The organism is Legionella rowbothamii, assembly GCF_900639985.1.
In the GTDB taxonomy this organism is placed as follows: domain Bacteria; phylum Pseudomonadota; class Gammaproteobacteria; order Legionellales; family Legionellaceae; genus Legionella; species Legionella rowbothamii.
In genome coordinates, this window is sequence record NZ_CAAAIM010000003.1 from 60,812 (window position 1) to 79,812 (window position 19,001).

Here is a 19,001-nt window from a genome sequence, read left to right on the forward strand (position 1 = left end):
AATGTCTGATAGCACCACTATTGCCAGACCTTATGCCAAAGCTATTTTTGAATCAGCGTTAGCAGAGAATCAATTAGCCGAGTGGTCAGCTCATTTGACAACGCTTGCCCAGGCTGTGATGTATCCTGAAGCAGTACAGTTTATTGAAAATCCTGCCTCAACTGTTGCTCAACAAATTGAGTTGCTGCAAGGCATAGTCAATGCTGGGTCAAAAAAGAGCGAATCAATAAATAATCTGGTTGCCTTGCTGGCTACAAACAAACGTTTAATGCTGTTGCCTGAGATTTGTGCTCACTACGAAGCTCTTCGTGCAGAGCAAGAAAAAACTCTGGATGTGGATGTAAGCAGTTTCTCTGACTTATCTGCATCACAAAAAGAGCGATTAATAGAATCTTTAAGTAAGCGCTTACAGCGTACAGTTACATTAAAAATCAGTATTGATCCTACCCTGCTTGGTGGAGCTGTTATTCGAGCAGGCGATTTAGTTATCGATGGTTCAGTTCGGGGCAAGCTGAGAAAGCTTCACACCAACTTAGCCGCTTAAATTAGAGGATAATTTTCATGTCAGAACAAGTAGCATTAAATCCTTCTGAAATCAGTGAATTAATCAGAAAGAAAATAGAACAGTTCAATGTAGTATCTGAAGCAAACGACGAAGGTACTGTTGTAAGCTTTAAAGACAACGTAGCTACAATTCATGGTCTTAAAGATGTAATGGCTGGGGAAATGATTGAGTTCCCAGGCGGGGTATATGGTCTTGCTTTAAACTTGGAGCGCGATGCAGTAGGTGCGGTAATCCTTGGTGATGCTTCGTCTTTAGCTGAAGGTCAAAAAGTTAAATGTACTGGTCGTATTCTTGAAGTACCAGTTGGTAATGCACTTTTAGGTCGTGTAGTTGACGCTTTAGGTACACCAATAGATGGTAAAGGTCCAATTGAAGCAACTGCAATGGCGCCAATCGAGAAAGTAGCTCCTGGGGTTATTGCTCGTAAATCAGTAGACCAACCAGTACAAACTGGATTAATCGCGATTGACGCTATGGTTCCAGTTGGTCGTGGACAGCGCGAGCTGATCATTGGTGACCGTCAAACTGGTAAAACAGCGATTGCTATCGATGCCATCATTAACCAAAAAGGTACTGGTGTTAAGTGCGTGTACGTAGCGGTTGGCCAGAAGGCTTCTTCAGTTGCGGCGATTGTACGTAAATTAGAGGAACACGGCGCATTAGAGCACACTATTGTTGTGGTTGCGGGTGCTTCTGATACTGCAGCATTACAGTTTATTGCTCCTTACGCAGGATGCACCATGGGTGAATACTTCATGGAGCGCGGCGAAGATGCATTAATCGTTTATGATGATTTAACCAAGCAAGCTTGGGCATACCGCCAAATTTCTTTGTTATTACGTCGACCACCAGGTCGTGAAGCGTATCCAGGGGATATCTTCTACTTACACTCACGTCTCCTAGAAAGAGCTGCACGTATTAATGCTGATGAAGTAGAAAAATTAACTAAAGGCGAAGTAAAAGGTAAAACAGGTTCATTGACTGCGTTACCAATTATTGAGACGCAAGCGGGCGACGTATCGGCATTCGTACCTACAAACGTTATTTCGATCACTGACGGTCAGATTTTCCTTGATGTTGACTTATTCAACTCAGGTGTTCGACCTGCAATTAACTCAGGTTTGTCAGTATCGCGTGTAGGTGGTGCGGCACAGACTAAGATTATGAAAAAGCTTGGTGGTGGTACTCGTTTGGCATTAGCTCAGTTCCGTGAATTAGAAGCTTTCTCTCAGTTTGCTTCTGATCTTGATGATGCAACTCGTAAGCAGTTAGAGCGCGGTCAACGTATTACTGAACTCATGAAGCAAAAACAATACGCTCCTTATTCTGTAGCAGATATGGGTGTTGCATTGTTTGTTGTTGAAAAGGGTTATTTAGATGATGTTCCATTAAATGAAATTTCATCATTCTTAGGTTCTTTACATGACTACATGCGTACTACTCACGCTGCATTGATGCAATCAATCAATGAAGCAGGTGCTTACGATAATGATATTGAAGCACAATTGAAGAAAGCTGTTGAAGACTTTAAACGTACAGCTAGTTGGTAGTCAATTTAAGGCGAGATAAGATATGGCTGGAGCAAAAGAAATCCGTTCTAAGATTTCGAGTATCAATAAGACTCGAAAGATTACTCGTGCAATGGAAATGGTGGCTGCAAGTAAAATGCGCAAAACACAAGACAGAATGCGCGCATCCAAGCCCTATGCCAATAAAATTTATAATGTGGTAAAACACATTGCTCGCGCACACTCTGAATACAATCATCCATTCATGGGGCAGCGCGAGGTTAATCGCATAGGTCTTATTGTAGTTACTTCAGATCGCGGTTTATGTGGCGGCTTAAACGCAAATCTATTGCGTGAAACCGTACGTACTATTCGTGATTGGAAATCCAATGGTAAGGAAGTTGATATTGCGGTTATTGGCCGTAAAGGACAAGCATTCTTTAAGCGTGTTGGTAGCAATGTACTTGGATCAAAAGACCATTTAGGCGATACACCAAGCATTAATGATTTAATTGGTATCGTAAAAGTCATGTTAGATGCCTTTTACACTGGTAAGATTGATGCTTTACATATCGTGTACAATGAATTTGTTAACACCATGACGCAAAAGCCATTGGTGAAACAATTACTACCATTGCCAAAATCAGAAGATGACAGCAAGACAATGGGACATCACTGGGACTACATTTATGAACCAGATGCTAAAGACTTGTTGGATAATCTTTTAGAACGTTATATCGAATTGCAAGTGTATCAGGCTGTTGTGGAAAACATCGCCTGTGAACAAGCGGCAAAAATGATTGCAATGAAAAGCGCAACCGACAACGCTGGTGATTTGATTAAAGAATTTCAATTGGCTTATAACAAAGCTCGACAAGCTGCAATTACTCAAGAATTGGCAGAGATTGTCGGTGGCGCAGCCGCTTTATAAGAGGGTATATAATGAGCAGCGTAGATACAGTAGCAGTAAGAAATATCGGAACAATCGTAGAAATTATTGGTGCGGTTGTGGACGTTGAATTCCCACGTGATAGCGTTCCCAAAATCAATGATGCGTTGAAACAAGTTGATGGCGAGTTAGTTTTCGAAGTACAGCAACAGCTAGGTGATGGTGTTGTGCGTACTATCGCTATGGGAACCACTGATGGTATGAAGCGTGGTTTAAAAGTTGAAAATACTGGTCACCCAATTCAAGTTCCAGTAGGTAAAAAGACTCTAGGTCGTATTATGGACGTTTTAGGCCGTCCAGTAGACGATGCGGGACCAATCGGCGCTGATGAGCACTGGGCGATTCACCGTAAGGCACCAAGCTACGAAGAGCAAGCAGGTAGCCAAGAGTTATTAGAAACTGGTATTAAAGTTATTGACTTACTTTGCCCATTTGCTAAGGGTGGTAAAGTTGGTCTGTTCGGTGGTGCCGGTGTGGGTAAAACCGTTAACATGATGGAATTAATCCGTAACATCGCGATTGAGCACAGTGGTTACTCAGTATTCGCTGGTGTGGGAGAGCGTACTCGTGAAGGAAACGACTTCTATCATGAAATGAAAGATTCAAACGTACTAGATAAAGTATCTCTAGTATACGGTCAGATGAACGAGCCACCAGGGAACCGTTTACGTGTCGCATTAACGGGTTTGACTATGGCGGAAAAATTCCGTGACGAAGGCCGTGACGTATTATTATTCGTAGATAACATTTATCGTTATACCTTAGCAGGGGTTGAAGTATCGGCTCTCTTAGGTCGTATGCCTTCAGCGGTGGGTTACCAGCCTACATTAGCAGAAGAAATGGGTATGCTCCAAGAGCGTATTACTTCTACTAAGACTGGTTCTATTACGTCAATCCAAGCTGTATACGTACCTGCGGATGACTTGACTGACCCATCACCAGCTACTACCTTCGCGCACTTGGATGCGACCGTTGTATTGTCACGTCAAATTGCTGAATTAGGTATTTACCCAGCGGTGGATCCATTAGACTCGACTTCCCGTCAGTTAGATCCATTAGTTGTTGGTCAAGAACACTATGATACTGCTCGTCGTGTACAACAAACTTTACAACGTTACAAAGAATTGAAAGATATTATCGCAATTCTGGGTATGGACGAATTATCAGAAGAAGACAAGCGCGTAGTAACTCGTGCTCGTAAGATTCAACGATTCTTGTCACAACCATTCTTCGTTGCTGAAGTCTTCACTGGTTCTCCAGGTAAATACGTATCTTTAAAAGATACTATTAAAGGCTTCCAAGGTATTCTTGCTGGTGAGTACGATGATTTGCCTGAGCAAGCATTCTATATGGTTGGTAGCATTGAGGAAGCAGTTGCTAAAGCGAAAACCTTATGAGGCAAGATGATATGACTATAACAACGCACTTGGATATCGTTAGTGCTGAACAGGAAATATTCTCTGGCTTAGTAGAGATGGTTGTTGCTACTGGAGAATTAGGTGAAGTGGGTATTACCGCAGGTCACGCCCCTTTACTAACTGTCTTGAAACCAGGCGAAGTCAGATTGACTTTACCTGGTGGTGCTCAAGATATTTATTATGTTCAGGGCGGTATGCTTGAAGTACAACCAAACTGTGTCACCGTTCTGGCCGATGTGGTTGAGCGCGCAGAGCATCTTGATGAAGCTGCTGCTCTAGCTGCAAAAGCACAAGCAGAAGCTGATATGGCGAACAAAAGTGGTGAGATGGATTACTCCGTCGCTGCTGCTGAGTTGGCACGTGCGGTTGCCCAAATCCGTGCTATTCAAAAAGTCAGAAAAGCAATTAAGTAACTCTTTATGCCGGGTAAAGCAAATGCTTTATCTCGGCGTCTTCCGCGATTTTCAAATTTCATTTCTATATAATTAATTCATTGTTCTGGGTATATTTTTTTAATTAACGCAGTAATAATAAGGGATTTACACTTTCTCTCGTCCAATACATGCTACGTTTTGTTCGTTTTTATTGCTTGTGATAGCATGGGGCTCATCCCTGTTTTAAACGGACTTAATATGAAATTACAGGAGTTACGCCACTACTTAAAAGAATATGAAGAAACATTCTACCTCCGCAAATATTTTATCGGTGATCACGACCGTGCTAAACGACTTAGAACATTCGTGCAAAGGCTCAAATATCAGTCCGATGATTATCATCTAAGCGCATATGATGTATTTAAGCTACTCAGAGATGTTCCTGAAATTGCGGAGACAAATAGTAATTTAGAATTGATTCAAATCATAAGAATGAAGCTCGCTAATGAGTACTTTTTTGAAATTTATGTGGCCTTATCTAATTTAAAATTAATTAGCGTAAAAAATTTCGTGGTTATTTATGAGCTACCAGCTCATATCCATTTGTTTTTGCAACGTTTATTTTGCAGCGATTTAAGGCAGGCAAGAATTCCTTTAAACGAAGAGGTGTTTAACACTGTATTAGTGATTGCCCCACAAATAGGGCTTTCGGAAGAGGTAATAGAACAAACATTTAGGTTTTTATATAACAAAAATTTCCTGAGGCCAATCGCACTTAATCTGCTGCACACCCGAATAAAAGACGTATATCACTTGTTTAATATACTGCAAGAACTGCATAAGGCGGGCTGTTTAAACGAGGAATGTTTAGAGTTGATTTCGAGCGTAACTTATTTTGATTTGTTAGCAGGTCTACTCACACAAATTAATAAAGCAAAAATCCCTCTTAACAATGAATTGATTAAGTCACTTTGCACAAGTAACACGAGTAACTTATTTTACTTTGATAAATTATTATCAGTCTTACTCCGTTGTAAAAAGACTATTTTAAATAGTGCAACCCTTGCTCTACTTTTAAAAAAGGATTATGACTTTTTCGTAGAAAAAACAAGGATATTAGTACTGCTTCAGCAGCACGATTTACTTGATGAGGGAACATTTTCTTACGTATGTAGCAATGAAGTTTACTCATTGACGCGAGTGCTAGAAGTTTTATCAGAGAAGTTATTAGTACAGGAAAATCAAGAGTTAATTAATCAATTGATGGATCGTAAGCTTGATAGTTCTGCTCTTTACAAAGCGATTAATTATTTAAAAAAAATAGATTTATTGGATCAAAATACACTCAATTCATGCGTTGAATTCGTAGTAAATAAACGAGTGGTTTGTGGTCTATTGGATCTCCTTGAGCAAAATGATTTGAACTTAAGCAAAGCCCAATTGCAAACGATCTTTTCTCTATCTAGCAGCAACATTAAACGGCTCAATAACTTATTAGAAGATTTAAAATACAGCAAGCTATTGAATCAACATTCGTTGCTAAGGGCTCTTGAGCGAGTCGCGGAAAAGTTTCCACTAGTAGTGTCATCCACAATAAGCAAGCACAGTAGGAAAGATACCGGCACACAACGCTCAGAATTTCTATTAGATAATGACTATCGTTTTTTTATTGAGCATGGTAGCCCGGAAGAGGGCGGCTGTGGTTCTGTTAAAAAGGGCTACGCTTCTGCTGAATCTCTAGAGCCACGTTATGCTATTAAGAAGTTAAAGCCACATGTTCATGTGCAAGAAGAGGCTGCTCGTGAAGTTAAATACAATCGTTTATTGGGTCGCAATGCCACATATTTTGTAAGAGATAATATAACGAGTGTGGTTTCAGAATGGCAGCAGGGTAAGGGTTTGCATCATTACAGTAAAGAGGAACTGTGCCGAGTACCCATGAAAGCACGATTACTCTGCCTTAGCACAGCCTTAAAAGACTTGAATACCCTACACCAGCACCATCGTAAACATGGTGATGTTAAGTGTCAAAATTTTGTTTTAAATTTAGATAATGTATCTATGAGGCTTATTGATTTTGGTACGTCGCATAAAAAGGGGTCTTTTAAATCATTTGGTTGGACCAGCGAATATTTGGATCCTAGTGTTACTGGTGATCTACTGTGTGTTGATCTATATGCTATGGGTATTGTCACCATGCATTTATTTCCAGAACTTTATAGCGTTTCTTTTGAAAATAAAAAACTTAAATTTTCATTAAATAAATCTGATTTCAGTGTTTATGATCAGAGCATTGTTACTTTAGTCAATGCAATGATGAATGCCGATCTTGAGCGAAGGTGTACCAGTGAGGATGCTTTAAATTACTGCAATGAAGTCATTAATTATTTCGATATAATTAATGAGCAGCAGTTAGAGACCATCACCGAGAATAGTATTCATCGCTCTCATTTAACAGCTGAGGATATCTTGCGGATGTAACCGCTGCAGACATCCTTCGAGTGGTATTTGGTAAAAATAACCCGAATTACCGTGGCTGGACAACGGTAATTCGGCTTTTCCTTGGAAAGGTATGTGAGGTACCTGGCTTGCAAATCGAACATAAGAGATTTTTAACGACGACTCAGTTATAAAATCCCTCTCATCATAAAACCCTAACTTACAATAACTTAACGAACTTATTCCAGCTTCATACACATGGTTATCCACAGGTTATTCATAGGGCATCAATGACAAAGTCAATAAAATTATTTGTAAATCAATAGGTTAGGCTGGTATAATTGCTGTGCACGAAAAAAAAGGTAAAGTTATTCACAATTTGCAGGCTGTATATATATCTAACACTCCCGTTCCTCTGGTAAAATAGCTATGCAAGAGCCCATAGCAATGGTTAAATAGCCCTAATAGATAACGATGAAAACAAAATTATGAACGATGTTACAGAACGAAAAGAACTCACCGAATTTACAGAAAAAGCCTATCTTGATTACTCTATGTACGTTATTCTCGATAGAGCATTACCGCATATTGCTGACGGACTCAAACCAGTACAACGCCGTATTGTTTATGCGATGTCTGAATTAGGTTTAAAGGCTACAGCCAAACATAAAAAATCTGCGCGTACCGTGGGGGATGTTTTAGGTAAATTCCATCCTCATGGCGACAGTGCTTGTTATGAGGCTATGGTCTTAATGGCACAGCCTTTCTCCTATCGTTATCCCTTTGTTGATGGCCAAGGAAACTGGGGATCTCCGGATGATCCAAAATCATTTGCGGCCATGCGTTATACTGAAGCACGTTTGTCTGCTTATGCAGAAGTATTGCTTTCTGAGCTACAACAGGGAACGGTTGATTGGGTAGATAATTTTGATGGCACTTTGCAAGAACCCGCACTACTTCCAGCACGTTTACCCAACATCCTGTTAAACGGTGCAACTGGGATTGCGGTGGGTATGGCTTCGGATATTTTACCGCATAATTTAACTGAAGTAGCGAATGCTTGTGTGCACTTATTGGAAAATCCACAAGCGGATTTAGCGGCAATTAATCAACATATAAAAGGCCCAGACTTCCCCACAGCCGCAGAAATTATCACGCCACCGGAAATGATTTCAACTCTGTATGAGACGGGTAATGGCTCCATTAAAATGCGTGCTATTTACAGCTTGGAAAAACAGAACATCGTCATCACCGCATTACCTTATCAAGTATCTGGTGCGAAAGTGATGGAGCAAATTGCATTACAAATGCAACAAAAGAAATTGCCCATGGTTGAAGATCTTCGTGATGAGTCGGATCATGAACATCCTACGCGCCTGGTCATTATTCCACGTTCTAATCGTGTGGATGCGGATGGCTTGATGTCGCATTTATTTGCTACCACCGATTTAGAACGCAGCTATCGCGTGAACTTCAATATGATCGGCCTTGATGGCAAGCCTAAAGTAAAAAATCTATTAACTATTCTTAATGAATGGTTAGTTTATCGTATTGGGGTAGTAACTCGCCGTTTAGAATATCGTTTGGCAAAAGTTCTTGAACGCATTCATGTGTTAGAAGGCTTACTCATCGCATACTTAAATATCGATGAAGTGATCGCCATTATTCGCGAGCACGACAATCCTAAAGAAGGGCTCATTGCACGTTTTAATTTAAGCGAACGACAGGCCGAGGCTATTTTAGAAATGAAATTGCGCCATTTGGCGAAATTGGAAGAAATTAAAATACGTGGTGAATTGGATGATTTATCTGCTGAGCGCGATCAATTACAAAGTATCTTAGCTAGCGAAACCAAGTTAAGAAACTTAGTTAAAGAAGAAATTATTCGCGATCGGGATGAGTTCGGCGATGTACGACGTTCGCCTATTATTGCGCGCCAAGAGTCCCAAGCCTTAAAAGAAGAAGATATACTGCCTAATGAGCCAATCACCGTAGTTCTCTCCAAAAATGGTTGGGTACGTGCCGCGAAAGGTCATGACGTCAATGGTACCGAACTGAGCTATAAGGCAGGAGATGAGTTTAAGGCACAAGCTCCTGGGCGTTCAAATCAGCAAATCATTTTCTTTGATAGTGAAGGGAAGGTCTATTCCTTGCCTGGACACTCGCTACCTTCCGCCCGTGGCCAAGGTGAGCCACTTACAGGAAAATTAAACCCAGCTGAAGGTGCTTTGTTTGAAACTGTTATTGGTGGTGAAGCTGAACAAAAGGTTTTATTAGCAAGCGATGCGGGTTATGGATTTATTGCTACTATTGGCGATCTTTATGTGAAAAATCGTAATGGGAAAGCCTGTATTAAATTACCCGAAGCTAGCCTCATTTTGCCACCGCGAATCGTGCCGAGCCATGACGAGTTGTTAGTTGCTTGTGCAACTAGTGTGGGACGGTTATTGGTATTCCCTATTCAAGAATTGCCCGAATTGTCTCGTGGTAAAGGCAATAAGTTAATAAGCATTCCTTCGGCTAAGGCCGCATCACGTGAAGAATATGTTATTGATGTGCAAGTACTCACTAAGCATGATTCACTCACAGTCCATGCGGGAAAACGTCATTTCACCCTGAAAGGAGCGGATTTAGAGCATTATTTAGGCGAACGGGGACGTCGAGGTAATCGCTTGCCGCGAGGGTTGCAGAATGTAACTAATCTCCAGGTGACTGAGGCTGGCTAGGTGAGCATCTTCACTGAGGATGGTATTTATATAAATTGTAGGTTGGGCTATATCCCAACCTACACGTTATTGAGATCCTTCTTCAAAATTCACTATCAAATTAGAAATAGTGATGATAAAGTCTTGTATATGCTACATATATGGTAACCGCCACCCCCACGGTACTCGTTCTTGACCTTAAAAAATCACTGCGTTTAAGATGACGTATCACGTGGCATAAAGGAAACAGTGGCAATAGGGAAATACTAGCTCCATGTTGAAGACTTTTATTGTTGTAGTTTGTTTGTTCCTTTGTTCTTGTATGGTCGGCCCTAATTATAAAGAGCCGAATAAACAAGTTGCGGAGCATTGGGCAAAAAAAAATGCCTCTGTTAAAGAGAAGCCGTTTAAAGACACTAAATGGTGGCAAGAATTCCACGACCCGGTTCTAACCGCAATTATTTACCAAGGCTATCATAGCAATCTATCCTTACAAGCGGCAGGCGTGAAAGTATTACAAACCAGGGCACAATTGGCGCAGAGTGTGGGGCAATTATATCCGCAACAGCAAGCGATGTTGGGAAATTACACCTACAACCGAATTGGTGGGACTTCCCTCCAACAAATTTTACCGCAATCATTTGATACTGCCTTAATGGGGTTTTCCGCGAATTGGGAGATTGATTTTTGGGGGAAATACCGTCGCGCAATTCAAGCTAAAGATGCGGCCTTTTTAAGCTCCCTGGCGGCATATGATAATGCATTGACTACACTGACCGCGGATGTGGCGACTACCTACATTAAAATCCGTACGTACGAGTCACAAATCAAAATCACTAAAGCGAATATTGTTGTACAAAAAATGGGATTAAATATTGCGCGCGCTCGTTTTACTGCGGGACAAGCAAGCCTTGTGGATGTGGAACAAGCGATGACCGAGTTAGGACAAACCGAAGCTAGCCTTCCGTCAATCGTGACAAATTTACAGCAACAAAAAGATGCGCTTGCAGTATTGTTGGGAACCATTCCCAATAATATTGATGTGGTCATTCAAAAAAGCAAGGGTATTCCCAACGCTCCTCGCTCTATTGCGGTAGGTATTCCTAAAGAAACGATGGCTAGACGTCCGGATGTGCAACAAGCACGTTTAGATGCGATAGGCCAATCCGCCGCAATTGGAGCTGAAAAAGCAAATTTATTCCCGTCACTTTCATTAAATGGTGCATTTGCCTTTTCTTCTAACAGTATTGGTCAATCGTCCGTTGGGGATTTATTCCACTGGTCGAATCGCAATATTTCCGCCGGACCTAGTTTTACTTGGCCCATATTAAATTATGGACAGATTACCAACTCCGTGCGGGCACAGGATGCGGCATTCCAGCAATCCTTATTAAATTATGTCAATGTAGTATTAAAAGCTCAGCAAGAAGTACAAGATAATATTACCGCATACATCGAAGCCAAAAAGGCGGAGCGTTACTTAGCCAAAGCGAATGTCTCTGCGACTAAATCCTTACAATTAGCCTTGATTCGCTACAAAGAAGGGGAAACAGATTTTACCCCTGTGCTCAATGCAGAACAGCAACAACTTAGTGTGCAGACCTCACTTGTTAATGCTCAAGGGAGCATTCCCCAGGCTTTAGTAGCTTTGTATCGAGCGCTTGGTGGGGGCTGGGATATTCGTGGATGTGATGATGTGGTGTCGCAACAAATTAAAACGGAAATGGCGGCACGTACCAATTGGGGTACTTTGTTAAAGCAACAAAACCATCAGCCACCAGCCACGAGAAAACAGAAAATTAAAGAACTTTATTTGCCAAAATGGTAGCCAGTATGAACTTTAATAAAAATTCAAAATCAGTCAAATATGCAGGGATTGCCGTAGTTGCTTTATTTTTTATCTACTTGATCGTGCATTTATTTTCTAAGCCTAAAATTGTGGAAATACCCCCACCCTCCGTGGTTATACAAAAGCCCATACGCCAAGAAATGATTGAGTTTGTGACTCAAACGGGTTCTACGGTTGCATTTAACTCAGTTAACTTGGTGGCTCGGGTTGCCGGCTATCTGGAAAAAATAGAGTTTGTTGATGGGACTTTTGTAAAAAAAGGACAAGAGTTATTTGTCATTCAGCCCCAACCTTATATGGAGCAATTAAAAGCGGCTCAAGCCACAGTTCTTGCGCAAAAGGCAGCAAATGCTTACAACAAAACCGAATATGAGCGTCAACAACGGATGTTCAAGCAAAATGCTACTTCCAAAAATGAAGTGGAAAAATGGTTGGCTAAAACTCAGGAAGTTGGGGCTGAAATTGATAAATCCACTGCCGAAGCCGTTAATGCAGAAATCACCTATAGTTATACCCACGTTTTGTCTCCCTTTGATGGTCGTATTGGCCGGCATTTAGTGGATATTGGCAATTTAGTCGGTAACGGACAGGCAACTAATTTAGCAACCGTGGAGCAAATAGACCCACTCTATGTGTATTTTAACTTGAATGAATTAGATCTACTTAAGTTAAGAGCTGCGGCAAAAGAAATGGGGATTACTCCTAAAGATTTTAATCAGGTTCCGGTTTACGTTAGTTTACAAAATGATCCCAATAAGGAATATAAAGCGACATTGGATTTCGTAAATACCGGCTTGAATGCTGCCACAGGAACGATGGAGTTACGCGCCAAATTACCTAACAAAGATCATTTATTCCTCCCCGGTCTTTTTGTACAAGTTCGTATTGCTGTGACTAAGCCAGAACAGCAGCTGACAGTACCTGATACCGCTATTCTCTATGATCAAATTGGCCCATATGTATTCGCTGTTGATAAAGAAAATAAGGTTGTTTTAAAACGAGTCACACTTGGTAGTGCCAAACAAGGAGTTCGGGGAATTGTTAAGGGGATAGATGCACAAGATAATGTTATTGTTGAAGGAGTGCAAAATGCGACTCCAGGTAGCAAAGTGCAGCCTCAAAAGCAAGCAGACTCATCCAGTGAGAGCAAAGCCAAATGATTTCCAAATTTTTTATTGAACGACCTATTTTAGCGAACGTTATTGCACTTCTGTTGGTCTTATTGGGGTTGGTAGCCATTATGGCTTTACCGGTCACGCAGTACCCTTCGATTGTGCCACCCACGATTCAGGTAACGACGAGCTATCCTGGGGCGGATGCTAAAACCCTCATCAATACCGTAGGTCTTCCTATTGAGCAACAAGTCAATGGGGTGGAAAAAATGCTGTATATGCAATCGACCAGCACCAACAGTGGAACATACACACTCATTGTTACCTTTGCAATCGGTACGGATTTGAACTTTGCGCAAGTTTTGGTGCAAAACCGGGTGCAAGCCGCAATGGCGCAGCTCCCAGAAGCAGTTCAAAAGCAAGGGGTTGTTGTCCAGCAAAAGTCGACTGCTATTTTGCAATTTATTACCCTGACCTCAGAACATGGCGAGTACGATGGACTCTTTTTGAATAATTACGCGACGATTAACATGCAAAATGAATTGGCGCGTTTGCCTGGAGTGGGTAACGTACTTATTTTTGGTACGGGAAACTATGCCATGCGTATATGGCTTGACCCCCAAAAAATGCTTTCTTATGCGTTAAACCCTAGTGATGTGTTAAATGCTATTAGCCGTCAGAACCAAGAGGTTTCTGCCGGACAAATTGGGGCACCACCAACCCAAGGGTCACAGCCTTATCAGTTTACAGTGAATGTGCCGGGGCAGCTTGCCGATCAAGACCAATTTGCCAACATCATTGTGAAAACAGTGGCCACCCAACCCAATGAAAATGCCAATGGTAGTAGTAGTGCCAAGATTGTGCGTATTCGCGATGTGGGGCGAGTGGAGTTAGGTTCTTCTAGTTACAGTCAGCTAGCTAAACTGAATAATCAACCAACTGCAGCGATTGGAATTTATCAGTTACCCGGAGCGAATGCCTTACAAGTTGCGGATTCGGTGCGGGTTGCTGTTGCAAATATGGCGAAAAAATTTCCTCCTGGGATGAAGTATTCAATTCCTTTCGATACCACCATTTTTGTGAAGGCCTCTGTTGATGAGGTATATAAGACTCTATACGAAGCGGGTATTTTAGTACTTATCGTCATTCTCGTGTTCTTACAAAATTTCCGAGCCACTTTAGTACCGGCGACAACCGTACCGGTAACCATCATTGGTGCGTTTTTTGCCCTGCTTTTACTAAGTTACTCGATTAACCTATTGACTTTATTTGCTCTGGTTTTAGCGATTGGTATTGTGGTTGACGATGCGATTGTTATTGTTGAAGGGGTTAGCCAGCATATTGAGCATGGCAGCCCTCCTAAAGAATCGGCTATTAAGGCGATGACGGAATTGCTCGGCCCCATTATTGGTATCACTCTAGTATTAATGGCGGTATTCGTACCGGCTGGGTTTATGCCAGGCTTAACTGGGGCGATGTACGCACAATTTGCTTTAGTAATTGCCGCCACCGCATTTATCAGTGCAATCAATGCCATGACCTTAAAGCCGACCCAGTGCGCCTTGTGGCTTAAACCTGTGGACCCCCAAAAAGAAAAAAATGTAGTGTTTCGTTTTTTTGATAAATTGTATAACCCTGTTGAAGCCAACTACATTGGTTTTATGGATCGTTTAGTTCATCGTTATAAGTTTGCTTGTGCCTTAGGAATTATACTTGTTTTACTGGCGATACTCGGTTTAAGCCGTATTCCAACAGGATTTATCCCAGTCGAAGATCAGGGCTATATGATGATGAACGTACAGCTGCCGGATGGCGCTAGCTTGGGGAGAACGGAAGCATTATTGCATCGCTTAAGTGATCAGGTTTCCAAAGTAGGAGGTGTCGCTGATGTGATTGCTATTGATGGGATTTCCTTATTGGATAACAGTTCCAGTTTAGCCAATGGCGGTGTCTTGTATATTATGTTTAAGGATTGGAGTGTTCGCGGTAAGGAGGAGGGCTTATTGCCTCTCTATAATAAGCTTAATGATATTGCCGAGAAAACTTTAGACGCTAAAGTGTTGGTGATGGTGCCCCCACCAATCCAAGGGCTAGGTATGTCAGGTGGTTTCCAAATGCAGCTGGAATTGCAGGATGGCTCCTTTGATTATCGCAAATTACAGGCAGCAACAGATCAACTAATTCGCTATGCCAGTCAGCAACCCGAATTACAACGACTAATGACCTCGTTTCGAGCCTCTGTTCCTCAGGTAGCTGCGCCTATTAACCGCACTAAGGCTGAATCACTGGGAGTAAAAATAGGCGATGCCTCCGATACTTTGCAAACTTATCTGGGTTCTTCTTATGTGAATTTGTTTACTAAATTTGGGCAAGTGTTCCAGGTTTATGTGCAGGCGGATGCACCCTATCGGATGAGCGTTGAAGATGTACGTAATTATTATGTTAAAAATGAGTCAGGCTCTATGGTTCCTTTAGGTACGTTAACGGATATTGGCCCAACCGTAGGCCCCTCCTTGATTTCCCTATATAACTTATATCCTTCCAGCAATATTTATGGATCTGCGGCTCTTGGTTATAGTTCGGGACAGGCGATGGCGGCAATGGAACGCGTGGCAAAGCAAGTCTTACCGGCGGGAATTGCTTTTGAATGGACGAGTACTGCCTATCAAGAAAAAATTTCAGGTAATATGAGTTATTACATTTTTCTTTTATCCCTCATCTTGATCTACTTAATTTTGGCGGGTCAATATGAGAATTGGGTGACTCCGCTGGCTATTCTATTAAGTGTGCCTTTAGCGTTGATTGGTACCGTATTGGCTTTATCCGCTCTGGGCCTGGCGAATAATATGTATACCCAAATTGGTATATTGCTGTTAATTGCCTTGGCGGCTAAGAATGCGATTTTAATTGTCGAGGTGGCGCGTGAACAACGACTAATTCATAAAAAATCGATCATGGAGGCTGCTGTAATTGGTGCCAAGACTCGTTTTCGTCCTATTTTGATGACCTCGTTTGCCTTTATTTTAGGAGTTATGCCTTTGGTATTCGCTACTGGCGCTGGGGCTAATGCACGACGTTCTATTGGGATTGCGGTCTGCAGTGGAATGATGGCTTCCACTTGTCTAGCGGTGGTATTTGTGCCTGCGTTTTATGTGATGTTACAAACATGGCAGGAACGGCGACAGGAGAAAAAGGCTGCCAAAAGAAGCCCGCAGCCTTTAAAAACTATAACTTAATGGGCATATTTTGTTTGCTGGGCTGAAAAGCCCAGCAAACATAGTTCACGTGATTCCCCTATCCTGGCTTTGCAGCCCAGCCGCATGAGATTTTTTCGCTCAAACGAGCTTTTATTTGCTCATTTGTGGGCTAAAGTTATTTAGTTTGATTACAAATTCTGCTAAAATCATAGTTATGAAGGCAATCTGGGGAAATATATGTTGAAAGAGCAGCAAGCACAACAAAGACGCTATATTAAATTGCTGACGGAGCGAGCACAACAAGAAGCGTTAAATAGATTGGCTGATCCCAGCAAAGGTGCGTTACTCTTTGACCCTCAGGGCCGTGTATTGATTAATGTCAGCTTAACCAGGGAAGAGTTGGCAGAATTCAACAATCTTGGACATACTCCTACCCCCGTAACTACCGTAAGCTTGGATGTTCTTGGTAGTCGCTCTTCGGACTTTGATGGCCTAAAACAAGAATATCGCGCGCAATATGATTTAGCTCATGATGGTTTAACTGACAATGAAAATGTAAAAGAGAAGCAAGAACAAGCACTCATGGGAGTTCGAGGCAGTATTATTCCTTTACAACAAGAATATCATTTCCATTTAGCTTTAGCAGCGCGAAGCTATGCTTCTGCAGGCCGTTTTACCGAAGAGCAAATGGAACAGGCTCATGCAGCTGCTATGGTTCGTGTTCAAGGGTTAATTACCCAAGCAGTTAAGGATGCCTTCGAAAAGGCTACCAAAAATGGTGAAGTTGATGATGTAAAATTAGTGCAGGCACTTGATAAAGCACGTAAAAGTATTTCTACTGACGCACATAGAATTTTGGTTGAAGAAATCACTCGAGCTACAGGCGTTATTTTAACCAAAAAAGAAATTAAAGATCTTCACTTAAAGCATCACGCCGAGATTACAACGGCAACGCTTAACGATGTAGTGCATATAGACCAAGATATGAGGCAAACTACCCTCATCGCCGGATCTAAAGTGACAGCCCATGACCGAGGGGAGGGGGCAGAGCATCTTGCTGATCGACGCTTGATTACTATTGGTCATGATGAGGCGAATCAAGGCCAGCCAAGAATCCAGATTCGGGTTCCTTCATTGGATGTGAAAGAAAAAATTAAACCTCAAGATGCGATTAGCGATGTTGAAGTAAAATTGAATCATATTCGTGATAAATACAATATTGCTGAGAGCGTTGATGTGGGACCTATCAAGATTAAGATTGATGAGGAACCTACAGAGATTAAAGCCTTTACTTATAATTTGCATACAGCGCTTAATGACAGTTTTGAGGGGGGTAAAAATAAGCAATCCCAAGGCGCTCAATACATATTAACGGGCGCACATAATTACAATCAGGCGCAATTAGGCAAAGAACCACCAGTTTTTTGTTTGGTGCAAAATATTTCAGTTAATGGTTTTGGTAACAGTTTAGGATATGGCTGGAACGCCTTAAGGAATGAAGCAACCTTAATGACAGAAATGTCAATGATGTATAACTTGGTTGCTAAAGATGACCCCCAAAGATCCGCTGTAGAAGATGCGTTTAATGCCTATAAGACCTATTTAACCTCCAGTAATCGCGCGCCTTACTTTTCCCAATCACCCCAAGCTAAAGACGCTAGAAGTGCAATTGAAAAGGTGAAAGCCGGATGGGCACAAATTGCAGAGCGCGGTGTTGTTGACGATCAATTGAGTACAGCAGAGCAAACGGTTGAGTCAGCAAAATTAGCGATGAAAGCGATGATGGCTAATAACTTACATCAATCCCATGAGCATGCGAAGTTGTTCCAAGCCATGAGCATCTTTGTAGAACAGGCATCAATTTCAGGATGTAAGAGTGGTAATGAGCGTGCTCAGGCGATTAATGGACGGGTTGCAGTTTTAGATAGTGTTGCCCCTCAAAAAGATGATCCCATTGTTCTGGCAATTAATGCGGTCGCTCAGGCAAAAACATCTAAAGAAGTCACTAAAGCTACAGCAAATCTAAAGCAAGCCTTGGATTCGACATACGACAATCATTTACAATCTGGCGCTTCCATTATTAGTGCTGTAGACCAGGGTGCTGCGGCGAAAGTTAATGCGAAAAGAGGTTTTGCAGGTCTTTTCAATCGTAACTATGCTGAAGAATCTACTCTGGAGCATTTACACCAAGGCAAAGCCGGCAAAATGCAGGCTCATAAAAGCTTGACTAAAGAATCAACAAATGCTTGGGATGGGCCTCAAGCTCAAGGCTATTTTGCCTTCGCTCGTGAAAAATGGGGTGGGGTGTTGGGAACACTTGGAGCACTGCTTGGCTTTGCTGCACCGAGCTATTTTCAATATAAAAGCGAAGTAAAAGAGCAACATGATGCTTTTATGGGGCGGTTGCTCGATGCGCAAAAGGATTATGTTCAAAACGCTGTCGACATCCAGCAAGAAAAGCTCCAGGTTAAGCAAGAAGCGCTTGTTGAAATAGTAAGTATGAGTCAGGAAGCACACAGTATGATCGATGATACGCCTGAGGATGAGCCGACATTTGTTGTGGAAGGGGAAAATAAAAAAGTTTTAGAGGGTAGTCCTGAACCGGTCAAATGGCGTAAGGAAGGGGTGCGCGCTACGAATGGCAATCTTGAACCCCCACGGACAGAGTCATTACAAAAACATTCAACTGATTTTAGGGATGCTTTGGGTGATATCAAAAAAATTGGTGAGAGACTTAGGCAAGAAGAGCAGCAACAGGAGGTTGTTGGGAACCGGCCTGGACACTCTTAATTCTGTCCATTAGTTCGGAGTGAGACTTAAGTTAAAACCTGGATACCGCGGTCTAGCCGCGGTAATGCGGGTCTGCCACACACCCTCGCCAAGCA

At 41.9% G+C, this 19,001-nt stretch carries 11 protein-coding genes; all 11 read left to right on the top strand.

What is annotated here, in order from left to right; translation table 11 throughout:
- The first annotated feature begins 1 nt into the window (after position 1).
- Entirely contained in the window at positions 2 to 544 is a 543-nt protein-coding gene (locus tag E1P08_RS07060) for a F0F1 ATP synthase subunit delta (RefSeq protein ID WP_133136329.1), read from the top strand.
- Positions 545 to 561: 17 nt separating this feature from the next.
- On the top strand, positions 562 to 2,115 hold the full coding sequence (atpA, locus tag E1P08_RS07065) for a F0F1 ATP synthase subunit alpha (protein ID WP_133136330.1): 1,554 nt from the start codon (positions 562 to 564) through the stop codon (positions 2,113 to 2,115).
- 22 nt (positions 2,116 to 2,137) lie between these two features.
- Positions 2,138 to 3,004, top strand: coding sequence for a F0F1 ATP synthase subunit gamma (atpG, locus tag E1P08_RS07070; RefSeq protein ID WP_133136331.1), 867 nt, complete (start codon positions 2,138 to 2,140; stop codon positions 3,002 to 3,004).
- 11 nt (positions 3,005 to 3,015) lie between these two features.
- Complete coding sequence (atpD, locus tag E1P08_RS07075; protein ID WP_133136332.1) at positions 3,016 to 4,419, top strand: F0F1 ATP synthase subunit beta; 1,404 nt, start codon at positions 3,016 to 3,018, stop codon at positions 4,417 to 4,419.
- 11 nt (positions 4,420 to 4,430) lie between these two features.
- Positions 4,431 to 4,853 (top strand): F0F1 ATP synthase subunit epsilon, encoded by a 423-nt coding sequence (locus E1P08_RS07080; RefSeq protein ID WP_133136333.1) that lies wholly within the window; start codon positions 4,431 to 4,433, stop codon positions 4,851 to 4,853.
- 219 nt (positions 4,854 to 5,072) lie between these two features.
- Positions 5,073 to 7,295, top strand: a complete 2,223-nt coding sequence (locus E1P08_RS07085) for a protein kinase family protein (protein WP_165485118.1) — start codon at positions 5,073 to 5,075, stop codon at positions 7,293 to 7,295.
- 446 nt (positions 7,296 to 7,741) lie between these two features.
- A complete protein-coding gene (gene parC / locus E1P08_RS07090; protein WP_133136335.1) occupies positions 7,742 to 9,979 on the top strand; it encodes a DNA topoisomerase IV subunit A in 2,238 nt (745 codons plus the stop codon).
- Between the two features lie 253 nt (positions 9,980 to 10,232).
- Positions 10,233 to 11,786: an efflux transporter outer membrane subunit gene (locus E1P08_RS07095; RefSeq protein ID WP_133136336.1), complete on the top strand. Its 1,554-nt coding sequence runs from the start codon at positions 10,233 to 10,235 to the stop codon at positions 11,784 to 11,786.
- Between the two features lie 5 nt (positions 11,787 to 11,791).
- Entirely contained in the window at positions 11,792 to 12,967 is a 1,176-nt protein-coding gene (locus E1P08_RS07100) for an efflux RND transporter periplasmic adaptor subunit (RefSeq protein WP_133136337.1), read from the top strand.
- Positions 12,964 to 16,155 (top strand): efflux RND transporter permease subunit, encoded by a 3,192-nt coding sequence (locus E1P08_RS07105; protein ID WP_133136338.1) that lies wholly within the window; start codon positions 12,964 to 12,966, stop codon positions 16,153 to 16,155. The genes E1P08_RS07100 and E1P08_RS07105 overlap by 4 nt, the downstream gene beginning before the upstream one ends.
- Before the next feature lie 198 nt (positions 16,156 to 16,353).
- Positions 16,354 to 18,906 (top strand): hypothetical protein, encoded by a 2,553-nt coding sequence (locus E1P08_RS07110; protein WP_133136339.1) that lies wholly within the window; start codon positions 16,354 to 16,356, stop codon positions 18,904 to 18,906.
- The last annotated feature ends 95 nt before the right edge of the window (positions 18,907 to 19,001 follow it).